This is a genomic window from Tanticharoenia sakaeratensis NBRC 103193, from assembly GCF_000963885.1.
In the GTDB taxonomy this organism is placed as follows: Bacteria; Pseudomonadota; Alphaproteobacteria; order Acetobacterales; family Acetobacteraceae; genus Tanticharoenia; species Tanticharoenia sakaeratensis.
Genome location: NZ_BALE01000051.1, coordinates 1 through 23106, shown reverse-complemented (window position 1 = coordinate 23106; position 23106 = coordinate 1). Strand labels below are relative to the sequence as shown.

Below are 23106 nucleotides of genomic sequence, written 5' to 3'. Positions count from 1 at the left end.
GCAGCCGTCACTCGGACGTACGCCGTTCGGATCGGAGCCCATGGCATGCCGCGCCGCCGCGCGCCAGCCCCGGCATGGTGATCGGAACCTTGCAGGGTATCGGGCAGCGCGCCATTTTCCCTCGCATCATGGACGATCTTTCCTCTTCTCATCCCGCCCTCGCCCGCAGGCTTGAAGCGATCCTGCGACGCATCGATGCGGCACGCAGCGCGGCAGGTCGCGCGCCCGACAGTGTAGAGCTGGTCGCGGTGTCGAAATTCCATCCGGCGTCGAGCATCGCGGACGCTATTGCCGCGGGCCAGCGCATCTTCGGCGAAAACCGGGTGCAGGAGGCACGCGAGAAATTTCCGGCCCTAAAGGAGGCCAATCCCGGTCTCCGGCTGCATATCATCGGCGGCCTGCAGACCAACAAGGCCCTCGACGCCTGTCGCATCGCGGACCGGATCGAAAGTCTCGATCGGGTCGGCCTTCTGGATGCGATCGCCAGGGCCTCGGACCGGCTCGGTCACGTGCCGGAACTGCTGGTTCAGGTGAATACCGGCGACGAGCCGCAGAAATACGGTGTGCCACGCGCCGAGGCCGACGCCTTCATCGAGACAGCCCGCGCCCGTTTTGGCGACCGCGTACGGGGGCTCATGTGTATTCCTCCGGAAGACGAGCCGCCCGAGCCGCATTTCACCTGGCTGGCCGAACGGGCCCGCGTCCATGGCCTGCCCGAACTGTCAATGGGCATGTCCGCCGATTTCGAGGCCGCGATCGCCTGCGGTGCGACGTCTGTTCGGGTGGGAAGCGCCATATTCGGGGCACGGCCGCAGGCGGCGCCCGCCCTGTGATGGTGGAACCACGTGATGACAGGTCTGTGAGCGACGCGCTTGCGGCATGGGTCAAAGAAATCGTATCGAACGGCATGATCACGCGATCGCTCCGCCTCCCGTTCCAGTCCGGCCCCATTCCCCGAAGCGGGACCTCGCCGGCATGACGCGCACACCGGCCATGGCCGATGCCGCGTCGGAGGCCACGACCGGACGGGTTGGCAATCCTGTGTCGCTGTCGGGCGCCAGCCCGGGCACCGACCAGGGGCCGGTGACGGAGTTCGGCGCGGACGAGCAGCGCCACGGCGGTCACAATCCGGCCGGAGCGGCAGCGCTCCTCGGGGTGCTTGGCGTCGTCTATGGTGACATCGGAACGAGCCCGCTCTATGCGCTTCAGTCTTCGGTCGAGATCGTGGGCACGGCGCGGCACCCCGCGTTTCCCTTCGAGATCATGGGGATCGCGAGCCTCATCTTCTGGTCGCTGATCCTGATCGTCACGATCAAATACGTGACGCTCGTCATGCGGGCCGATCATGACGGCGAAGGTGGCATCATCGCCATCTCGGCACTGGCCCAGCGCGTCAGCAAGGCACCGCGATTTCGCACGATCTTCGGCCTGATCGGCATCGCCGGCGCCTGCCTGTTCTTCGGCGACAGCGTGATCACGCCCGCCGTCTCGGTGCTGTCGGCGATCGAAGGCGTCGAGGTCGGATTTCCCGCCGCCTCCCATCTCGTCATTCCGGTCGCCATCGTCATCCTGTGCGCCCTGTTCACCGCACAGGCGCTGGGCACCGGACGGATCGGCAGCGCCTTCGGGCCGATCATGCTGGTCTGGTTCCTGACGATCGCGATCATGGGAATCGGCGGCATCATGCATGCGCCGCGCGTTCTCGAAGCCCTTCTGCCGACCTATGCCATTGCCTTCATCCTGACCCATGGCTGGCTGTCGTTCATCGCCCTCGGCTCTGTCGTCCTGTCCGTGACCGGTGCCGAAGCGCTGTATGCCGACATGGGGCATTTCGGCCGCAGCCCGATCCGGTATGCGTGGGTGTTCCTGGTCCTGCCGGCGCTGACCCTGAACTATCTCGGCCAGGCCGCCCTCCTGATCGTGCGCCCCGAGGCGATCGCCAACCCGTTCTATCATCTGGGCCCGCACTGGGCGCAGTTCCCTCTCCTCCTGCTCTCGACACTGGCCACCGTCATTGCGAGCCAGGCCGGCATTTCCGGCAGCTTCTCGATCTGCCGGCAGCTCATCCAGATCGGCTACCTGCCGCGGATGCGCATCATGCATACCAATGCCGACGAGGAAGCCCAGATCTACCTGCCGACGTTCAACTGGCTACTGGCGATCGGCTCGATCCTCCTGGTCGTCTCCTTCCGGTCGTCCTCGGCCCTGGCGGCGGCCTACGGCATCGCCGTGACAGGCACGTTCCTGTGCACCTGCATCCTGGCCGTCGTGGTCTTCCGTCGCGTGTTCCGCTGGAGTGCTACGATGGTCGGCATCGTGTTCGGCACGTTCGGGATCATCGATGGTGTTTTCTTCTCGGCCAATCTGCTGAAGATTCCGCAAGGGGGATGGGTACCGCTCGCCATCGGCGTGACCGCGACCCTCGTCATGACGACATGGAAGCGCGGCCGCAGCCTGATCGCGGCCCGCCAGCAGTCCGACAGCCTGCCCGTTGCGTCGTTCCTGGCGCGCCTGCCGCAGTCGCGCACCTTGCGCGTTCCGGGAACGGCCGTGTTCCTGACCGGCAACCCCGACACGATCCCGACCTGCCTGCTGCACAACCTGAAGCACAACAAGGTGCTGCACGATCACGTCCTGTTCGTGACGGTCGAGAACCTCGACCAGCCGGAGGCCGAGCATGGCCACCGGGTCGTGGTGCAGGAACTGGCGCACAACATCTACCGCGTGATCGTGCGCTACGGCTTCATGGAAATGCCGAACCTGCCGCGCGCGCTGGGCGAACTGAAGAGCAACGGCATCGAGTTCGATCCGATCCAGGCCTCCTATTTCACATCGCGTGAAATCGTGGTGCGCTCGACGGTGCCGAAGATGTCGCTGTGGCGCATGTGGCTGTTCCTGCTGCTGATGCGCAACGCCACCTCATCCACCGAATTCCTGCGCATCCCGCCAGATCGCGTGGTCGAACTCGGCGTGCGGATCGCGATTTGAGCGAGCCGATCGCGCTCTACATCCACTGGCCGTTCTGTCTGGCCAAGTGTCCCTATTGCGACTTCAATTCCCATGTGCGCGAGACGCTCCCACAGGCACGGTTTGCAGCCGCCCTCAGACGCGAACTCGCCCATGAGGCCGCACGTCTCGGGCGCCGTCCGCTCGGCTCGATCTTCTTCGGAGGCGGCACGCCTTCCCTCATGGACCCGCAGACGGTTGCCGACCTGATCGCGGACGCGCGCGCGCTGTTCGATCCCCTCCCCGATCTGGAAATCACGCTCGAAGCGAATCCGACCAGCGTGGAAGCCGACAAGCTCGCGGCGTTCCGGCAGGCGGGCGTGAACCGCGTCTCACTCGGCATTCAGGCGCTGGAGGACGACGCGCTTCGCCTGCTCGGTCGGCAGCACTCGTCCACGCAGGCGATCTCGGCACTCGAGACGGCGCGCGGCATCTTTGAACGGATTTCCTTCGACCTGATCTATGCACGGCCGCATCAGACGATGGCCGCATGGCAGGCGGAGCTGAACCGGGCGCTCGATCTCGTGGCCGATCATCTTTCGCTCTATCAGCTCACGATCGAGCCCGGCACACGCTTCGAGAGGCTGCACCGACAGGGCCTGATCGCCCTGCCCGAGCCGGATCTCGGCGCGGCTCTCTATGACGCCACGGGCGACATCGCGGCACGCCACGGCCTCATCGGTTACGAGGTTTCGAACTATGCACGGCCCGGCGCAGAAAGCCGGCACAACCTGACCTACTGGCGGTATGGCGAATATGTGGGCATCGGCCCCGGCGCGCACGGCCGGGTGCGCCGAGAGGGTTTGCTCCATGCCACGCGTCGCCATCGCGCGCCCGAACCCTGGGCCGAGCGTGTCGAGCGCTTCGGCACGGGCGAGACCGAGGCGACCGTGCTCACGTCCGAAGAGCGTGCCCGCGAGGCGCTGCTGATGGGACTGCGCCTGCGCGAAGGCATCGATGCCGACCGCTTCCGCGACATGACGGATCGCACGCTGTCGGAAAGCCTTGATGCCGACACGGTCGAGGCGGCGATCGAGGCCGGGTATCTCGTGCACTGGACGCACGGCAACCGGGCGGGGATTGCCGCGACCGACGAAGGCCGCCTCCGGCTGGACGCCCTGCTCGGCGCGCTGGTGCTTTAGGCAGGCGCTCCGGGCGTCGTGGCACCGGGCGTCTCCTGCGAAATAGCTTCGCTCCGGAGCGGAACCGCTGTCCGGCGCGCTACTCCTATGCCCATTATTCCCGCACGACCATTCCTGCTCAGTTTTAAGCATCCGCAAAAATACCTGCGCCGACAGCGGCCGGATCAGGCGGGGAACGGGATGTCGTTCCCCGGCGCAAATTTTTCTTGCTTCTCATTTCGGCATTTTCCTAAATACCGAAATCATGTCCGACGTCTTCAAAGCCCTCTCCGATCCAACTCGCCGCGCGATCCTGTCGCTTCTGCGCGATCGGGCAATGAATGCGGGAGAGATTGCGGAGGCGTTTTCCCAGTCGCGCGCAACGCTGTCCGGACATTTCGCCGTGCTGCATGCAACTGGGCTTGTGGAACGGGAACGGCACGGCAGCACGATCGTCTACCGCTTGAGGTTATCGGTGCTGGAGGAAGCATGGCTCGGCCTCGCGTCCTCCCTGCGCCTAGGGGAGGAAAAGGCGTGGGGCAAAGCCAGACCGGTCCGCTGACGGCTTTCGGACTGACGATCCTAGCCATTGCCGGCGACGCTATGGCAGCCGGCATCCTTCCTCCCGGCACGCAGGTTCCTGTCCATTTCGGCGCGTCCATGACGCCTGACTGATCCGTATCGCCGATGCACGGTGTCCTGATCTGGGCTACGGCCCTGTCTGGTTTTTGGCTTCTCATGATGCTGGCGCGTACGGCCCTGCTGCGATCACCGCGCATGGCTTCCGCGCCGCGCACTGTCACGACATTTGATACCGTTTGGCTTGCTCTCAGCACGTTGCAGATTGTGCTGAACGCGGCCGCCTTCGCCGTCGCTTTCGGACATCCGGTCGATATTGGCGTCGTGCTGAACGTGTTGCTCGGCGGTCTGCTGATCCTGATCGGCAACCTGTTCGGCACGCTCTCGCCCAATCCAATCATCGGAATTCGCCTGCCCTGGACGATGCGAAACCGCGATGTCTGGGACCGCACGCACCGGACCGGCGGTCGGATCTTCATCTTGGCCGGGATGTGTCAGGTGGCGGTCAGCCTGCTTGCCATCGGTATGCGTCCGGCCTGGAGGGCCCCATCCGGCGCTGCCAGTCTGGTCGTGTTTTCGATAGCGGCCTGTATCGCGAGTGGCGTGGTGTCATGGCGCTACGCGCGGGACATGGAGGAACGATGAAGCACCTTTTTGTCGGCCTGCTGGCCCTGTCGCAGATCGCGGCGGCTCCGTTCGTCTCCGCCCCCATCCGCGCGGGACAGGGCGATCCCGGTGTTCTTGGCGGCACCATCCTCGCCCCGGCAGGTCGGTCCGGCGACCCGGTGGTGCTGATGATCCCGGGATCCGGCCCGACCGACCGGGACGGCAATTCGGCCATACCGGGCGTCCGGCCCGCAACGTTGCGTCTGCTGGCTGAAGGGCTTGCGTCCCGCGGCATCGCCAGCGTGCGCGTGGACAAGCGCGGCATGTTCACCAGCGCCCATGCGGCCGTCGACGGCAATCACGTCGTGTTCGGCGATTATGTCGACGATACACGGGCGTGGATTGCCGCGATCCGGGCGCGGACTGGCGCGCGCTGCGTCTGGCTGCTGGGTCACAGCGAAGGCAGTCTCGTTGCGATGGATACCGCGCACGAAAGCCGCGATATCTGCGGCCTGCTGCTGATATCACCGCCGGGCCGGTCGTTTCATGACGTATTGATCGACCAGCTCGGCGCGACGCCCGAAAATGCGCCCCGCCTCGTCACGGCCCTGGACCGGCTCAGGGACGGGCATCCAGTTGATGTGTCCTCGCTGTCGCCGGGCCTTCGGGCCATCATGCCACCCGCTGTTCAGCCCTATCTGATCTCGATGCTGGCGCTCGATCCGACCGCCATGCTGGCGGGCACGCATTTGCCGGTCCTGATCGTGCATGGGCAGACGGATTTCCAGACCCGTCACCGGGACGCGCTGGCACTGGAGGCCGCCGATCCGCAGGCCACGCTGGTGATGCTTCCCGGCGTCAACCACATCATGCGCGATGCGCCTGCCGCAGATTCGGCAGACGGGCGGGCAGCCAACATCGCCACCTACGGAACGGCGGGCGCGCTCGATCCTCGCGTGATTCCGACGATTGCGAATTTTGTGACCGCGCACCCCTGATGCTCGCCGGGGTGTGACCATTGCTCCCGGCTTCGTGCACGAACTCCGGCGCGCGATGAGGCTATTGCGATGATCCCTGACAGTTCCAGAGGCATCGGCAATGAAGCGGTTCTATAACTCGCGGGAGACCGTGGTGGCGCAGGCTATCGACGGGCTGCTGCGATCCTCGGCGGGCGCGGGCCTCTGCCGGCTCGACGGCGACCCGGACGTGCAGGTCGTGCTGCGCCGCGACTGGGACCGCTCCCGTGTCGCCATCATCTCGGGCGGCGGATCTGGCCATGAGCCCGCCCATGCCGGCTTCGTCGGTCCCGGGATGCTGACGGCGGCCGTCTGTGGCGCGCTGTTCGCTTCCCCCAGCGTCGACGCCATCCTGGCCGCGATCCTTGCGGTAACGGGGTCGCACGGCGCGCTCCTGATCGTGAAGAACTATACCGGCGACCGGCTGAACTTCGGTCTGGCCGCCGAGCAGGCCCGCGCCCTCGGCCACAAGGTCGAGATCGTCATCGTGGCCGATGACGTCGCACTGGATAACGGCACGTCCGCACGCGGCCTTGCCGGCACGACGCTGGTCCAGAAGGTCGCGGGTCATCTTGCCGACACGGGAGCGGCGCTCCAGACCGTCACCGACGCCGCGCGCGAAACGGCACAGAGCGTGCGCTCGATCGGGCTCGCACTGACGGGCGTCAACGTGTTCGATCCCGACCATGACGAACGCCTTGAGGACGGCGAGGCCGAGATCGGACTTGGCATCCATGGCGAGCCGGGCGCCGAGAAAATCCCGATGGCCTCGCTGGATTCCCTCATGCAGACCGCGGCTGCGCGCCTTGAGCAAGGCCTGGGATCGGACCGGCATGCCATCCTGATCAATACGCTTGGTGCCGTGCCGCCGATCGAGGCGAGCCTGCTCGCGGATGCATTCTCACGCACGGAGCTTGCTGATGCCGTGGACTGGATCATCGGACCGGCCCCTGTCATGACATCGCTCGACATGGTCGGCTTTTCGCTGACGACGCTACCGCTGACACCGCAGGTCGAAGCCGCCCTGCGCGCGGCCGTGCCGATGCCAGCCTGGCCAGACGTGGCCCCATTCGCGCCCGTGGCCGTGCAGCCCATGCCGGACCTGCCCGAGACCTTCACGGACGCGCCATCGAACAATGCTACCCTGCGGCAGCTGTTCGAACGGGGCGCCAAGATCCTGATCGACAACGAAAAGGCGCTGAACGCGCTCGATGCCCGGATCGGCGATGGCGATGCGGGCTCGACGTTTGCGGATTCCGCGCGCCAGATCCGCGACGCGCTCGACCGCCTGCCGCTTGCTGATCCGCAGAAGCTGTTTGGAACGCTTGGTCGCATTCTGGCCCGCCATTCCGGCGGATCGAGCGGTGTGCTGCTGTCGATCCTGTTCGCGACCGCTGCGCGCAATGCCGACTGGCGCGCGGGCCTCGCTGACGGCGTAAAGGGCATGCAGACCTATGGCGGCGCGTCCGAAGGCGACCGGACCATGCTCGATGCCCTGATTCCGGCGATCGCAGCATTGCATGAAGGCGGCCTGGCGGAAGCGGCAAAGGCCGCGAGGACCGGCGCGGACGCGACCAGGGCCATGCCGGCCCGGGCCGGCCGGGCAGCCTATGTCCCGCAGTCGGAACTGCGGGACACGCCGGATCCGGGTGCCGAGGCCATTGCGCGCCTGCTGGAGGGTCTCGTCGCCGCGTGATGGTTGCGGCGACCGGAGTCTGCCCGCAGAATACGTGGTTCCAGAACCACCCATTCGATTCTGTCGCGCAAGGATTCCGCTTTCATGGTCAGCCGCCTGTCGTCCCGTTTCGCCCTTGCCGCCGCAGCGGCTGCCCTGCTGTTCGGGGCAGCGCCGGCCGCTCTGGCGCAGGGCACGGACGCGCCGCAATACGTTATCGAGGACAACGACTTCCTCGGGCCGGGCGGCTCCGACATCCAGTCGACCCTGCCGTTGCTCGCCAATCCGCATGTGCGCGTGCTGGGCTTCACGGTCGTCGTCGGCGATGCCTGGGAGAATGAGGAATCCGCGCATCTGCGGCGTTTCCTCGAAATCGCGCATCGCGGCGACATCCCGGTCGTCGATGGCGCAACGCAGCCGCTTGTCAACACGGTCGAACTGATGCGCCTGCGTCAGGCGCAGTATGGTGCGATTCCATGGAAGGGCGCCTGGGGCGGCCCCGGCCCGATGGATAACGTGCCCGACAGCCAGCCTGCGGTCGGCACCCTGCCCGAGGGCAATCCGTCCCTGAAGGCGACGCCGGGCGCTGCTGCGATGTTCATGATCCAGCAGGTGCATGCGCACCCGCATCAGGTGACGATCTTCGCGGCCGGTCCGCTGACCAATGTGGCGCTCGCCATCCGCCTGGATCCGACGTTTGCCAGCACGGCGAAGAAGCTTGTCTTCATGGGCGGCCTGCTGGACGCGAACCTCAAGACCGTGACGGGCAACCCGGACTGGAACTCGGACTTCAATCTGATCTTCGACCCCGAGGCCATCCATATCGCGCTGACTGCTGATTTCCCCGAGATCGTCTCGGTCGGCAACATCGCGAACGACGTCGAGATGAGCCACGCCTACATGGATCGGATCGCGGCGAAATCCACGCCGGTGACGCAGTATCTCAAGCGGTTCTACAAGCCCCTGCCGCTCTGGGACGAGCTGACGGCGGCCATCGCAGTCGACCCCACGCTGATCGAGAAATCAGTGACGACCTACGAGGACGTCGAGATTGCGCGCGGCATCAACTATGGGCATGCCTATGTCTGGCCGCAGTCGACGGTGCCTGCGAAGATGGGTGTGCGGAAAGTGCAGGTCGTGCAGAGCGTCGATGCGAAACGCTTCATGGACAATCTCGTGCATCAGGCCCAGACGGTGATGGACGGTCACTGAACGGAACCCGGTCTCTTGCTGCACATCATCAAGCTCGCCGTCGGCTGCGACTCGCTCGGAACGCTTGCTGCGCGCATGAACCAGCAGCGGCTGGGCGATCGCTGGGTCGTGCATACGCGGACCATGCCCAAGCGCGCGGATGAAGTGCTGGCGGGCGGGTCGCTGTTCCGCGTTGTCGACGGGCTCGTGCTGTGCCGGCAGCCGATCGTGGGTCTTGAACCGTCAATGAGACCCGATGGCACGCAGGGCACGCTGATCGTCGTCAGCAAAGACATCATTCCGGTCCAGCCGCGTCCGCTGCGCCCGTTCCAGGGATGGCGCTATCTGAAGCCGGAAGATGCACCGGCCGACATCGATGCCGGAGGCGCTGCCGACGGTGTCGGCGCAATGCCGCCCGAGATGCGACGGGAGCTGGCGGAGCTCGGCCTGCTTTAGAGTCTACTCGCCCAGCGCCGGCAGGATCTCGCGCACCAAGGGCTCGATCTTGCTGTCCGATTGCTCCAGACGATGCGCGAGCTCTGCCACGCGCTCGGCCGCTGCCGGATCGGGAGCGCGCATGCCCTGCTCGATATCGAAACGACGGACGGTCATCTCGCCGCCGACCTGCCGGATCAGCCGCAGGGCCTCGCGATAGCCTGTCGTGCTGCCGCCGCCCAGCAGAAGCGGAAAGCCGGCACCGGCGTATTCCGCCCGGATCGAGGCGACACCCGCTGCCCGCTGGGCCGCATCGAGCGCGGTCCCTTGGGTGATGCCGCGCAGCACCAATGCGCAATAGGTCAGTGTCGAGACGGCGGCTGCCCGCAGCAGGCGTTCGCTGTCCGGCGCTCCGCGTTCGGGCAGCACTGCGAACACACAGGCAAGGGCGATCGCGCTGCCCAGCGCATTGTCCTCCACGCGAAGCCATGCAATTCCCGGCCCCGGCATGACAAGATCGGCCACCAGCACGAACAGGGCCGTCAGGAACCATACGAACAGGGTGTAGTTCACGGCCCGCAATGCGATCGCAAGCACGGCCAGCACGGTGCTCGCCAGCACCAGCGGCGTCCGATCCGCAAGATGGGCTGCCATGGCTGCTGCAAGCCCGGCCCCGGCGATGCTCCCCAGCGTGCGCTCTAGACTGCGGATCATGGTGTGGCCACCGCTTGGCTGGACCACGAGCAGGGCTGCGATCAGGGCCCAGTAACTCATGCCGAGATGCAGCATGATGCAGGCTGCATCCGTGGCCAGCAGCGCGATCGCCGTCCGTGCCGCATGCCGGACGATCGCAGGCGTTACCCGCCCTCTCGGGCGCGCCAGTTCCCGGCCCTGTTCATCGCCGCCTTCGGCCAACAACGTGACGGCTGCACGGCACGCGGCCAGCGGCGCTGCGGCCGCACCAGAAGGAGCCTCAAGAGCGTCGGGCCAGCGCGGCTGAACCAGACGACGACTTGCGAGTCCCGACGCAATGGATGCGCACAGGCCTGACAGCGCACGCAACTGGACGGGCGTGGCGGCACCATAGGCCGCGCGCTCGAGCCCATGCTCGATGGCCAGGAACGCCGTGAACAGGCGCTCCGCACAGGCCAGCGCGCTCCCGATCTCGCGCCGGACCGCGCCCGTGCCGTGCGCGGCATCGAGTTGGGTCGCAAGCCCCCGTGCCTGTTCGATGGCCGCACGCACGGCCTGCCGGTGGGCGGCTTCGCGCATGATGCCTGATGACAGGTCGGCTGCCATGCGGCCCAGCAGCCGGAAGGCGGCCGCCACCGCGCGGCGCGCCGGCGTAAAGGGCCGGATGCGCCATATCCACAGGCAGATGATGCTGGCGAACCCGCATCCGCATCCGAAATAGATGGCGACCCGCAGCGCGCCTCGTGGCGCGGCGGGAAAACCGGTCGCCGCCAGTGCGACGGACCCGATCAGGAGGCATTGAAGGGCGGTGCCCGGCGAAAAGCTGCGGGACAGCCCGCAACCGAACCCGACCAGGCCGATCAGGATGGCTGCCGGCCAGAAACCGAGCCAGCCCAGAACCGATCCCAGCCATGCCGCACAGACACCCCCTGCCAGGAAGCCTGCAAACAGCCGCGCGCGATCGCGCATGTGGCCGCCGGGATCGAGAAGGCAGGCCCAGAACGCAGCAAACGCGATCCATGCCATGGATGGATCGCGTTGCAGCAGGGATGGCAGCAATGCCACGGCCGTGATGGCCGCGGCCCGGAGGCCTTCGGCCAGCCCGAACTGTTCGGGCGCCAGCACGACGGCACGGCGCGCGAGCCAGTGGGACAGGCGGGAGAGCGAAGGTGCCCGCATCGTGTTGCGTCAGCGGGAGGTGTTCAGCGACCGGTCAGGATGCGATCGACCAGCTCGGACACATGCGGCACATGGTTGTTCGCATAGAACGGGTCGGTGCCGAAGCGCCACGCATTGGTGCCGCCGAACATGAGATTGTGGTCCACGACCGCATCGCCGTTCGCCTCATCGGCATGGGCGATGTTCTGCAGCGTCTTCTGGATGCAGAACGACCGCGGATCGGCCTTGTTGCCGTTGCTGTAGTCCGGCCCGCGCTGGCTCCAGTTCGAGAACCGGCACTCCGAAAGACAGCCCATGCAGGCGATCTGGTCGGCGACGATCTGCTTCGCTTCTTCGGGTGTCACGAACACGAGCGTCGAATCCGGCGTACGCATCGCCTCGGTAAAGCCTTCACGCTCCCAGCCCAGAATATGTTCCAGATCGGGCTGCGTCACGAAGACCTCGCGCTTGCGCGCGCCGAAGCCATAGGTCGCGGCATGCTCGCCGACCGGCTCCATCGTATAGGCGACCTGCCGGTCACTGCGCGCGCGCAGATCGCGCAGGAAGCTGTTGTTGACGGCCGAGGAATAGAACCCGGTCGGCGAGAACCGGTTCAGGTAGACATCGCCCTCGTGCAGCGTGAACAGCCGACGCTTCCAGGCATCGGGAATCGGGCTTTCCTTCGTCAGCAGCGGACGCGTGCCGAACTGGAAGGCGATCGGGCCGAGATCCGGGTTGCCGATCCAGTCCTCCCATTCCTCCAGCCACCAGACACCGCCCGCCATGATGATCGGAACCTCGTCCAGTCCGAACGCGCGCATTGTCTTGCGCAGCGCCAGAACGCGCGGGAACGGATCTTCCGGCAACAGGGGATTTTCGGTGTTGGACAGGCCGTTGTGGCCGCCGGCCCGCCATGGATCCTCATACACGACCGCGCCGAGAAGTTCGGGCGTCTTGCTGTAGGACCGCTTCCACAGCGCATTGAACGCGCGCGCGGACGAGACGATGGGATAATAGTGAATGTTGTAGGCTGCCGCGATTTCCGAGAGGCGATACGGCATGCCCGCGCCGCAGGTCAGGCCATCGATCATGCCAGGCGCACCGTCGAGAATGCCGGTGATTACCCGCTCGGCCGCGCCCATCTCCCACAGGATATTGGCGTTGATCCGCCCCTTCCCGCCCGCGATCTCATGCGCGACACGGACCTGGGTTATGCCGCCGCTGATCGCGTAGTTGACGAGTTCCTCGCGCCGGTCGCGCCGCGTCCGGCCCCGATAGATCTGTGGAATACGACGCCCTTCGGCGTCGTAGCTGTCGGCGTTGACCGCCGACACCGTCCCCACGCCGCCTGCGGCGGCCCAGTGCCCGGCCGAAACGCCGGTCGAAACCGAGACGCCCTTGCCGCCCTCGATGATCGGCAGCACGTCTGTTCCGCCCATGCGGATGGTATCGATCGACTTCATCTTACCCTTCGGTCCGTCGAGCGCGCCCCCTTGGCCGCGCCCACGTCTTGCTCACCTGTGTCCTGGCGGCCCGAAGACGGGCCGCCGCGTCCGCCAATCAGCCGTCTTCGCGACGCGGACGAGTCGGCTTGGCGCCAACCTTGTCGGTGATATCGGCGCCTGTGGCCTGATCGACAACCCGCATCGACAGCTTGACCTTGCCGCGATCGTCGAAGCCCAGGACCTTCACGCGGACTTCATCGCCCTGCTTGACGACGTCGGTCGTGCGGCCGACACGGCCATCGGCCAGCTCGGAGATATGAACGAGACCGTCCTTCGCGCCGAGGAAGTTCACGAACGCGCCGAAATCGGCCGTCTTGACCACCTTGCCGAGATAGATCTTGCCCACTTCCGGCTCGGCTACGATGCCCTCGATGCGGGAGATCGCCTTCTGGGCCTGCTCGTCGTTGCTGGCCGCGATGGTGATCGTGCCGTCGTCGCCGATATCGACCTTGGCGCCCGAGTATTCGACGATCTCGCGAATGACCTTGCCGCCGGATCCGATGACGTCGCGGATCTTCTCCTTGGGCACCGAAATCGTGGTGATCTTCGGCGCGTTGGTGGAGACGCCCTCGCGGCCTTCCGTCAGGGCCTTGGCCATCTCGCCAAGGATGTGAATGCGGCCTTCACGTGCCTGCTCGAGCGCGATCTGCATGATCTCGGGCGTGATCGACGTGATCTTGATGTCCATCTGCAGCGACGTGACACCCGTCTCGGTGCCGGCCACCTTGAAGTCCATGTCGCCGAGGTGATCCTCGTCGCCCAGAATGTCGGACAGCACGGCGTAGCCGCGCGGCTCCTTGATCAGGCCCATCGCGATGCCCGCAACCGGCCGCGGCAGCGGAACGCCCGCATCCATCAGGGCCAGCGACGTGCCGCAGACGGTCGCCATCGACGAGGAGCCGTTGCTCTCGGTGATCTCGGATACGACGCGCAGCGTGTACGGGAACTTGTCCTTGCCCGGCAGCAGCGGATGGATTGCGCGCCATGCGAGCTTGCCGTGACCGATCTCGCGACGGCCCGGGCTGCCCATGCGGCCGCACTCACCCACCGAATACGGAGGGAAGTTGTAGTGCAGCATGAAGTTGGACCGGTATTCGCCTTCGAGCGCGTCGATCACCTGCTCGTCCTGGCCGGTGCCGAGGGTTGCGACCACGAGGGCCTGCGTCTCGCCTCGGGTGAACAGTGCCGAACCATGGGCCCGCGGCAGGATGCCGACTTCCGAGACGATCGGACGCACGGTCTTCAGGTCGCGCCCGTCGATCCGCACGCCGGTCTTGAGGATCGCGCCGCGCACGACCTGCGCCTCGAGCTCCTTGAGCATCGGCTTGGCGGCATCGACGTCGAGGCCTTCCTCGACCAGCGCCTCGTTGATGCGCGCCTTGGCTGCCGCGACCTTCTCGTAGCGGGCCTGCTTGACCTTCTCCTTGTAGGCGTCGGCGATGAGCTTGGTGCCGAGCTTGTCCACGCGCTTGCGCAGGGCGATCTCGTCCTTGCTCGGCGTCGGCAGCGTCCAGGGCGCCTTGGCCGCGCGCTCGGCGAGGTCGATGATCGCATCGATCACCGGCTGGAACGACACATGACCCAGGGTCACGGCTTCCAGCATCGTCTCTTCCGTCAGCTCCTGCGCCTCGGATTCGACCATCAGCACGCCTTCATGGGTACCGGCGACGACGAGGTCGAGCGCGCTGTCCTTCATCTCGGCGATCGTCGGGTTGACGACCAGCTTGCCGCCGATCTGGCCGATGCGGCATGCGCCGACCGGGCCGAAGAACGGAATACCCGACAGCGTCAGGGCCGCCGATGCGCCGATCAGGGCCACGATCGCCGGATCGTTTTCCATGTCGTGGCTCAGGACGGTCGTGACGACCTGGACCTCGTTGCGGAAATTATCCGGGAACAGCGGACGGATCGGACGATCGATCAGACGCGCGTTCAGGATCTCGGCTTCCGACGGACGGCCTTCACGCTTGAAGAACCCGCCCGGAATCTTGCCGGCGGCGAACGCCTTTTCCTGGTAGTTGATGGTCAGCGGGAAGAAATCCTGGCCCGGCTTGACCGATTTCGCGCCAACCGCCGTGCAGAGCACGACCGTGTCGCCGTAGGTCGCGACGACGGCACCATCGGCCTGGCGGGCGATCTTGCCGGTCTCGAGCACGAGCGGACGACCGGCCCACTCGATTTCCTTGCGGTAGTAATTGAACATCATGATATTTCCCGTGCGGGCCGCCGATCCGTAACGACGTGCGACAGTCCGGGAAAATATCCCTTCTCCTGCATCAGGCGACGCAGAAGCTGGGGGAATGCTGCATGAGGCGGCATTTCGGACGGCATGGAGCGATGGCCGGGTTCAAACCCGACCGGACACCATGTGGCCTGAAACGCCGGCGGCGCATCCCTGATCTCCCGGCCGATCGTGGCGGCCAAGTGGTCCGGCGCCCGACGATCCGGGCGCCGGTCATTCATACCCTGCCCGAAGCGCCTTGGCGACGCCCGGGCAGGACATGATCAGCGGCGCAGGCCGAGGCGCTCGATCAGGGTCTGGTAGCGACCCTGGTCCTTGCGCTTGAGATAGTCGAGCATGGACCGGCGACGGCCGACCAGCATCAGCAGACCGCGACGCGAATGGTAGTCCTTCGCATGGGTCTTCAGGTGGTCGGTCAGGTTGACGATCCGCTCGGTCAGCAGCGCGACCTGGACCTCGGGCGAGCCGGTATCGGCGGCCGCCGTCTGATATTCACCGATCAGCGCCGTGCGGCGCTCAGCCGTAATCGACATCGTGGTTCTCCACTCTCATGAAAATTCAGAACAGACGCACCGATCGCAATCGCCCGTTCTCGACGCGGCATATGCCCAGTGCGCGCTCCCCGATCATCGCGCGGACGATTCCATCCGGATCGTCCAGCGCCGGCAGGCGGTCCAGAACGGCACGGACATCGAGTGTCTGGCCATAGGACAGCGCCCTTGCCTCGTCATCGGTCAGGGCCAGCGCCGGGATGTCGGCCAGCGCGGTCGCGACCGGCTGCAGAAGCGCCGGAGAAGCAGGCGCGTTGTCCACATTTTGGCTGATCTTGTCCAGCGCAATCGCGCAGGCCTCCCCGAAGGGGCCGCATTTGGTCCGTCGCAGCACCGCGATGTATCCGACGCTGCCGCATGCGAGCGCGATATCGCGGGCCAGCGCGCGCATGTAGACGCCCTTGCCGGAGCGGACCGTGAACACGGCCGTATCGGCATCGGGCCGCTCGACCAGCGTGATCGCGTCAATCCGGGCCGGGCGCGGCGGCAGGTCCGGCGGTGTTCCCGCGCGCGCCAGATCATAGGCGCGTTTGCCGCCGACCTTCAGCGCGGAATAGACCGGGGGCACCTGAAGGACATCGCCGGTCAGAGCCGGCAGGGCGGCCGTGATCTGCGCATCCGTCGGGCGCACATCGGACGTTGCGATCGCAACACCCTCGCCGTCATCGGTATCGCGCTGTTCGCCGAACGCCAGCGTGAAGCGGTATTCCTTGGTCGCATCCATGATGTAGGGAATGGCCTTGGTCGCCCGCCCGAACGCGATCGGGAGCACACCGGTCGCCAGGGGATCGAGCGTGCCGGCATGGCCGACCTTGCGGGCATCGAACAGACGGCGGCTTTTCGCAACGACGTCGGTCGAACCCATGCCGAGCGCCTTGTCGACGATCAGCCAGCCGTCGATCTCGGCTCCCCGTTTGCGCCCCATTTCCCGCTCCCCAAGTCCCGGCAGTCTCGCTTATGCTGCGCTCCCTTACCCCGCCTTCCCGAGGCAACGTAACCCCTGGCACCGCGCGCGCGACCCCAGCCGTCTCAAGGCCCCGTTCCTGAAGAGCATCCGTCTGCTGCCGGAACGGGTCAGGGACCCTGCGATCCATCCGTTCAATGTTCCGGCCCTGAACACGTCGGATTTCCAGATCGACTTCACCCATCCGGTGACCATTCTCGTCGGTCCGAACGGCAGCGGAAAATCCACGATCATCGAGGCGAACGCAGCCCTGTGCGACTTCGCACTCCTCGGCGGGAACAGAAAGCATGCAATCGGCGACCAGGAGCCGAATCCGTTGGCCGACGCCCTGCGTCCAAGCTGGCTTCCAAAGATCACGACGGGACTCTTCACGCGCGCCGACGGGTTTGCAGGTTTCATCGCCCAGATCGACGAGCTCGCCCGCTACGACCCGCGGTGTCTTGACATGTTCGACGGGCGGTCGGGCACGGAGCGATCCCACGGCGAGGGATATCTGGAGATCTTCCGCAATCGGATCTCGGGACGAGGCATCTACATCTTCGACGAGCCAGAAGCGGCACTCTCACCCGCGCGTCAGATGGAATTCCTTCGGATCATGCGGGCTGCCGCCGATCGCGGTGACGCACAGTTCGTGATCGCAACACACGCCCCGCTCCTGATGGCCTATGCCGGGAGCAACGGTCCTGCATCTGACGCCGCAGGGGATCACCGAGCGGGCGTTTCGGCAGACCGACCATTTCATCGTCATCCGGGAATTCTATCGCGATCCCGACGCGTTCATGGCGATGCTGTTCGACGGCTGAGGCGCCCCTGCCCCGTCCGTGGCGCGGCAATTTGCCGCGTTGACCAGACCGTCGCGATTTCCGGGGGTGCGCTGGCCGCGTGCGCCAATGTTGTGCGCCAGAGTGCGAGGCCGGCTGTGCCCCTGAAGGTCTGCGCACCCGGCAAGCCCCAGGTCAGAACACCGAATGGAGCTTGATGCCCAGCGCGTCGATGTCCGGATTCCGCCGCTCGAGATTCGGACGGAAGATGTGCTGGTAGTCCGGCTGGATCGACGTGCCTCGATAGACGTGGAAGATGTAGGTCGCTTCCGCCATGCTCTCGCTGCCCTGCGGCGCGGTCGCGCTGCCCGGCAGGGGCAGGCCGAGACTCTGGGCGATCCTCTGTGCCTGCACGAGATCGCCGCTGGCCTCCAGATGGCTCATGGCGATGCCGAATGTGTCCTCGGGCCGGGAGTGGAACAGGCCGCGCTCGATCAGGCCCGCATAGTATTCGTTGTTATAGACGGAATCCCGGTTCGTATTATGGACCAGCCCGGTCATCAGATAGAGACCGTGCAGCGGACCCCAACCGTTTCGCATGATCATCTGGTCCGCTTCGACCCAGAGCTGCACCTTGCCGTGGTCCATGCGGGCCGAGCGCCCGTCGACCTCGGCATATCCGCCGGTGGCATCGTACAGCTCGTCGGCGTACGGCGCGCTGTCGTGCCCGACGCCGATCTTGTAATGGCCCACGAGCTTGTGGGGCCCGAAGCTGGGGATGATGCCGATTTCAGTCGGGATGTAGATCCCCTGATACTGGCACAGGCCGAACTCGAAGCCCGTCCGGTCCCAGCGATTGGTGTTCACGCCAGCATTGGTGCCGTAGAGCCCGGTCTGAACGTAAAAGCCCTTGACCGGCCAGATCCGCGCACGACCGCCATAGGACGAATAGGGGTAGGTCGAGAACCCGTTCGCGCCACGGGTCAGTGATTTCGGATTGCCGCAGATGGACTTGTCCACGAACGTGCAGAACAGCGGCGACGCGGAAAAATCGATTGAAACCGGCAGCTTGCCTGCCGCGAGCTGAACACGTCCGCCCCACAGATCCTGCGTCGCATAGAAATAGACCATGTGCACGCCGACATTGCCGCCGCCGCCATAGATTTCCTGCAAGCCGTAGACCGAATAGTCGCGATAGTCCGACGCCATGCTGTGGCCTGCGCGATTGACGAACACGGCGTGCGTGCGAAAGCCCCGCAGGCCGATCAGGCGCTCCCAGTCGAGATCGATCTGCAGGCCGATCTGATGCAGGTAGGACGCGTCCGACCCATGCTTCCCATCCAGAATGATGGTACTTTCGCTCGTGTAGTCCAGAACCACGCCGACGCCATGCGCCTTGAGCCATGGCAAGGATCCGCCCCACGTCCCGAACGCATGCTCGACGTTGGGCGTAAACGGCGTGTTCTCATAGGCAGTGGGCGTATCCAGCGCAAAGGTCGGGCTGGTCTGTGAGATCGGCCCCTGAAACTGCGCGAGGGCCGGTCTCGAGATACTCGCCAGCACAAGCAGAGCACATATCCGGAGGATCAGGCGGGCGGCGGACCCGGGCGAAAAACGCCGACATAATACGATAAACACAATGGCATCGTAATGATGTCGGCGCGCGGATCGATCAACACACGACCCCGTGAGATGTCATGGCCGGTTGGCAAGGTCGATCAGGACGCCTGCCGCACCGCATCATAGACAATCCTGTCGAAGCAGGTGTGGAACGCCAGCAATGCCTCGGCCTCCGGTGCGATCGGCGCCGGCTCGACGGCCTGAATGCCCGGGTGTCCCTTTGCCATCATCGATGCCAGCGCGTTGAGGCGCGGCACCTTGCCCAGCCCTTTGACGTCCAGGTCATGCGCGATGTGGCGGCCCAGGCTGTCCATGTCTTCGGACACGCCGACGCGATCGAAATGGCCGAGGCTTTTCAGCGCATGCGACAGCGCCGCATCCGGATTCGTCCGGAACGGATCCGAGCCTGCGTCCGCGTAGAGCCCTGTCAGTCGCCGAACGTAGAGATTGTCGATTGCATTGCGGATGATCGGATCGGGATGCGCCAAAAACGCCCGCAGATCATGAGTCTGTGCGATCCGGATCTCGGGCACCGTGCTGTTCGTAATTGCCCGCCAGTAGTTGTAAAGAGACAGCAGACGGGCACGAGGCTCCCTCAGCACCGTCACCCGATACTTCGGCAGGTCGCCCGATATCTCCCGCAGCGCCGGCAGATCGTAATGGCCGCACAGCAGACGCGTCTGCCGGGCTGTCCACCGCGTCTCCGTCGTCAGATCCGGAAACCGGTCATTCGTTGATACAGAACCTGCAGCCGCCTGCATCCCTGCAAGATCGGGCGCAATCTGCGCCGGATGAAACCGGCGCGACATATGGACGCTGAGCGCCGTGCCGCCCGTCTTTTCGAGATGAAGAAACTGGATCTGCGGCCCGATCCACCAGGTAATCGGGTCCCCGCGCCGCTGCCGCTCGGTCCAGATCGGATCCGGCACCGGTTTGCGCGTCGCGCGCATGCCGCGCCGGACCCGCACCGCTACGCCTCGGCTTTTGCCGAGTGCGTAATTCCATGTGTCGTTGAACATGGCGCCATCGGATCATCAGGCGTTCCTTGCCCACAATCCTCTTACGGTGTCAGGTCGTAACGAAACCCATGACGCCGCGAGGCCACGTTACGGCATTCCCGGCACAACGGCTGGAAAATGTAGATTCTCAGTACAGGCACGACAAACGCCCGGAAACCGCAGTTACCTGTCGTCACTCTCTTGTCGCTGACGACAGGCGCCCGAGCACCTTGCGATCAATCGAGATCGCGGCTCACTTCGGGTGAGCGCAGCAGATTATCCATCTCCATGGCGGCGTCCGGAGCGGTATCGGGCTGGAAATGGATTTCCGGGACGACGCGCGTGCGCAGCGTCTTGGAGAGACCCGTACGAAGGAAGGGAGCGACGCGTTTGAGCGCAGGCAACACTTGCTCCACGTCGCTGCGGCCGAGACGGCAGACAAACGCGGTCGCGTGTTTGAAATCAGGTGAAATCCGGACTTCCGTCACGGTTATCCGCACATCATGCAGTTCCGGATCACGGAACTCCGTCCGGGCGAACTGCTCCGCCAGTGCGCGGCGGACTTCCTCCGCAACGCGAAGCTGGCGCTGGCTCGGGCCAGAAGCAGAAGAACCGGCGAGATGACCCGCCGGTCCTTTCAACTCCGTACGACTGGAACGGCGCGTGCTCATGCAGGCACCAGTTCCATCTCGTAGCACTCGACCACGTCGCCTTCGCGGATGTCGTTGTAGCCTGCAAACGACAGACCGCACTCATACCCGCGCGCCACTTCCTTGACGTCGTCCTTGAAGCGCTTCAGCTGGCTGAGATCGCCCTCGTGGATCACGACGTTGTCGCGCAGCAGACGCACGCCACAACCACGCTTGACGTGACCTTCGGTGACGTAACAACCCGCGACCTTACCGACCTTCGTGATGTTGAAGACCTGGCGAATCTCGGCGTAGCCGAGGAACTTCTCGCGATGCTTCGGCGCGATCTTGCCACGGACGAGTTGCTCCACATCATCGGCCACCTGGTAGATGATCGAGTAGTAGCGGATGTCCACACCGTCACGCTGGGCCATCTCCCGTGCCTGGCTCGTCGCACGGACGTTGAATGCCACGATGACCGCATTCGACGCCTTGGCAAGCTGGATGTCGGATTCGGTGATCTGGCCGACCGTCGCATTCAGCACGCGGACACGAACTTCCTCGTGCGACTGCTTCTCGACCGTCGCGGCCAAAGCCTCTGCCGAGCCCTGCACGTCGGCCTTGATGAGGACCGCAACTTCCTTCTGCTCGCCGGCCTGAATGCGGGCGAGCATCTGGTCGAGCGTGCCACGCGCGGCCGTCTGCCCCGCCATCTGGCGTTCGCGGATCTTACGCTGACGGAACTCCGAGATCTCGCGTGCACGATTCTCGTTCTCGACGACGACGAACGGCTCGCCGGCACCGGGAATTCCAGTGATGCCGAGCACCTCAACCGGTGTCGAAGGCCCAGCCTCCTTCACCTGACGGCCACGATCGTCGTTCATGGCGCGGACACGGCCCCATTCGGCGCCAGCCACGATGATGTCACCGCGACGCAGTGTGCCCTTCTGAATGAGGACGGTGGCAACCGGACCACGGCCACGGTCGAGACGGCTTTCGATCACCGGTCCTTCCGCCACGCGATCCGGATTGGCACGCAGGTCGAGGATCTCGGCCTGCAGCAGGATCGCTTCCTCCAGCTTCTCGAGCCCGGTGCGCTTGAGCGCAGAGACCTCGATATCCTGAACGTCCCCGCCCATCTGCTCGACCACGATTTCGTGGCTCAGCAGCTCCTGACGCACGCGATCGGGGTTGGCGCCCGGCTTGTCGATCTTGTTGATGGCAACGATGATCGGCGCATTGGCGGCCTTGGCGTGTTTGATCGCCTCGATCGTCTGCGGCATCACACCATCATCGGCTGCAACGACCAGTACGACGACATCCGTCACCGAAGCACCGCGTGCACGCATGGCGGTGAACGCCTCGTGGCCCGGGGTGTCGATGAAGGTGATCTTCGAACCGGATTCCAGCGTCACCTGATAGGCGCCGATATGCTGGGTGATCCCGCCGGCCTCGCCCGCCACCACGTCCGTGGTGCGCAATGCGTCCAGAAGTGACGTCTTGCCGTGATCGACATGCCCCATCACCGTCACCACCGGCGGACGCGGCAGCAGTTCGGTGTCGGTGTCCTCGTGCCCTTCGATGCCGATCTCGACATCGCTTTCGGACACGCGACGGACGCGATGACCGAATTCCTCGACCACCAGTTCGGCGGTGTCGGCATCGATCGACTGGGTCGCGGTCGCCATGACGCCCATCTTCATGAGCGCCTTGATCACTTCACCCTGACGCGCCGCCATACGGTTGGCCAGTTCGGCAACCGTGATGGATTCCGGCAGCGTGACATCACGGACCACGCGGACCTGATCCGAGCGCAGACGCTCCAGCTCCGCCTGACGGCGATCACGCTCACGCTGGCGACGGACGGACGCGAGGCTACGCGTCTTGTCGTCATCACCCTCGATCGCGGCACGCACGTCGATACGACCGGACCGACGGTTGTCACCTCCGCTACGCTTCGGCGCCGCACCCGGCGCACGACGCGGCGGTGTGGCAGCCGGACGACGAGCCGGACCGCGACGATCCTCCTCACCCGCACCCGGAGTACGCAGGTGAAGCGTCTCGCCGGCGGCACGCGGCGCAGACGGTGCCGGGCGCGGGGTGATCGGCTTGGCCGGCATGATCGCGCGTTCCGCAAGCGGACGCAGCCGCTCCATCGGGGCCGCGAGTTGCACCGAACCGGGGCGCACTTCCTTGGAATCGAGCGGCGCACGACGTGCTGCTTCTTCCTGCTCGATGCGGGCGCGACGCTCTGCCTCGCGCGCTTCGGTCACGGACCGCTGCTCTGCTTCGGCCTGGGCCTCTGCATCGGCGCGCGCGGCGGCGGCTGCCTGCGCTTCCTGCTGCTCGGCAGCCC

General features: G+C 65.5%; 19 protein-coding genes. 10 read left to right on the top strand and 9 right to left on the bottom strand.

Annotated elements, in window-relative coordinates; translation table 11 throughout:
• Positions 1 to 128: 128 nt before the first annotated feature.
• The 9 genes from B8446_RS14710 to B8446_RS14670 all read left to right on the top strand — a co-directional run bounded on the left by B8446_RS14710 (position 129) and on the right by B8446_RS14670 (position 9650).
• Entirely contained in the window at positions 129 to 833 is a 705-nt protein-coding gene (locus B8446_RS14710) for a YggS family pyridoxal phosphate-dependent enzyme (protein WP_048850969.1), read from the top strand.
• Positions 834 to 975: 142 nt separating this feature from the next.
• A complete protein-coding gene (locus B8446_RS14705; protein ID WP_048850923.1) occupies positions 976 to 2988 on the top strand; it encodes a potassium transporter Kup in 2013 nt (670 codons plus the stop codon).
• On the top strand, positions 2985 to 4148 hold the full coding sequence (gene hemW, locus B8446_RS14700; protein WP_048850922.1) for a radical SAM family heme chaperone HemW: 1164 nt from the start codon (positions 2985 to 2987) through the stop codon (positions 4146 to 4148). Before B8446_RS14705 ends, hemW begins: the two co-directional genes overlap by 4 nt.
• 244 nt (positions 4149 to 4392) lie before the next feature.
• Positions 4393 to 4689 carry a metalloregulator ArsR/SmtB family transcription factor gene (locus B8446_RS14695; protein ID WP_048850919.1) on the top strand — a complete coding sequence of 99 codons (297 nt, stop codon included), beginning with the start codon at positions 4393 to 4395 and terminating at the stop codon, positions 4687 to 4689.
• Positions 4690 to 4904: 215 nt separating this feature from the next.
• Positions 4905 to 5351 (top strand): SdpI family protein, encoded by a 447-nt coding sequence (locus B8446_RS14690; RefSeq protein WP_158507605.1) that lies wholly within the window; start codon positions 4905 to 4907, stop codon positions 5349 to 5351.
• Positions 5348 to 6310 carry an alpha/beta hydrolase gene (locus tag B8446_RS14685; RefSeq protein WP_084712377.1) on the top strand — a complete coding sequence of 321 codons (963 nt, stop codon included), beginning with the start codon at positions 5348 to 5350 and terminating at the stop codon, positions 6308 to 6310. The genes B8446_RS14690 and B8446_RS14685 overlap by 4 nt, the downstream gene beginning before the upstream one ends.
• Positions 6311 to 6410: 100 nt before the next feature.
• Positions 6411 to 8024, top strand: a complete 1614-nt coding sequence (locus B8446_RS14680; protein ID WP_048850914.1) for a dihydroxyacetone kinase subunit DhaK — start codon at positions 6411 to 6413, stop codon at positions 8022 to 8024.
• An 84-nt stretch (positions 8025 to 8108) separates the two neighbouring features.
• Positions 8109 to 9215 carry a nucleoside hydrolase gene (locus tag B8446_RS14675; RefSeq protein ID WP_048850911.1) on the top strand — a complete coding sequence of 369 codons (1107 nt, stop codon included), beginning with the start codon at positions 8109 to 8111 and terminating at the stop codon, positions 9213 to 9215.
• Between the two features lie 15 nt (positions 9216 to 9230).
• Complete coding sequence (locus tag B8446_RS14670; protein WP_048850910.1) at positions 9231 to 9650, top strand: DUF1489 family protein; 420 nt, start codon at positions 9231 to 9233, stop codon at positions 9648 to 9650.
• 3 nt (positions 9651 to 9653) lie between these two features.
• Here the strand turns inward: B8446_RS14670 and B8446_RS14665 are convergent, their stop codons facing one another.
• The 5 genes from B8446_RS14665 to truB form a co-directional block, all read right to left on the bottom strand.
• On the bottom strand, positions 9654 to 11501 hold the full coding sequence (locus tag B8446_RS14665; protein ID WP_048850908.1) for an FUSC family protein: 1848 nt from the start codon (positions 11499 to 11501) through the stop codon (positions 9654 to 9656).
• A 23-nt stretch (positions 11502 to 11524) separates the two neighbouring features.
• On the bottom strand, positions 11525 to 12943 hold the full coding sequence (locus B8446_RS14660; RefSeq protein ID WP_048850906.1) for an NAD(P)H-dependent flavin oxidoreductase: 1419 nt from the start codon (positions 12941 to 12943) through the stop codon (positions 11525 to 11527).
• 97 nt (positions 12944 to 13040) lie between these two features.
• A complete protein-coding gene (gene pnp, locus B8446_RS14655) occupies positions 13041 to 15188 on the bottom strand; it encodes a polyribonucleotide nucleotidyltransferase (RefSeq protein ID WP_048850960.1) in 2148 nt (715 codons plus the stop codon).
• Between the two features lie 302 nt (positions 15189 to 15490).
• On the bottom strand, positions 15491 to 15760 hold the full coding sequence (rpsO, locus tag B8446_RS14645) for a 30S ribosomal protein S15 (protein ID WP_048850902.1): 270 nt from the start codon (positions 15758 to 15760) through the stop codon (positions 15491 to 15493).
• 25 nt (positions 15761 to 15785) lie between these two features.
• The gene (gene truB, locus B8446_RS14640) at positions 15786 to 16703 is read right to left on the bottom strand and encodes a tRNA pseudouridine(55) synthase TruB (protein WP_048850900.1); all 918 of its coding nucleotides are present in this window, start codon (positions 16701 to 16703) and stop codon (positions 15786 to 15788) included.
• On the opposite strand from truB, the gene B8446_RS16155 reads away from it, so the two are divergent.
• Positions 16693 to 17721 (top strand): AAA family ATPase, encoded by a 1029-nt coding sequence (locus tag B8446_RS16155; RefSeq protein ID WP_158507604.1) that lies wholly within the window; start codon positions 16693 to 16695, stop codon positions 17719 to 17721. The two genes, truB and B8446_RS16155, sit on opposite strands and share 11 nt — an antisense overlap.
• Here the strand turns inward: B8446_RS16155 and B8446_RS14625 are convergent.
• The 4 genes from B8446_RS14625 to infB form a co-directional block, all read right to left on the bottom strand.
• Positions 17699 to 19066, bottom strand: coding sequence for a carbohydrate porin (locus B8446_RS14625; RefSeq protein WP_241767811.1), 1368 nt, complete (start codon positions 19064 to 19066; stop codon positions 17699 to 17701). The genes B8446_RS16155 and B8446_RS14625 overlap by 23 nt on opposite strands.
• A 155-nt stretch (positions 19067 to 19221) precedes the next feature.
• Positions 19222 to 20142: a sulfotransferase family 2 domain-containing protein gene (locus tag B8446_RS14620; protein ID WP_048850895.1), complete on the bottom strand. Its 921-nt coding sequence runs from the start codon at positions 20140 to 20142 to the stop codon at positions 19222 to 19224.
• A 215-nt stretch (positions 20143 to 20357) separates the two neighbouring features.
• The gene (gene rbfA / locus B8446_RS14615) at positions 20358 to 20792 is read right to left on the bottom strand and encodes a 30S ribosome-binding factor RbfA (RefSeq protein WP_048850893.1); all 435 of its coding nucleotides are present in this window, start codon (positions 20790 to 20792) and stop codon (positions 20358 to 20360) included.
• Positions 20789 to 23106 (bottom strand): translation initiation factor IF-2 (gene infB / locus B8446_RS14610; protein ID WP_048850891.1); only part of this gene is annotated, 2318 nt, incomplete at its 5' end. The genes rbfA and infB, both read right to left, overlap by 4 nt.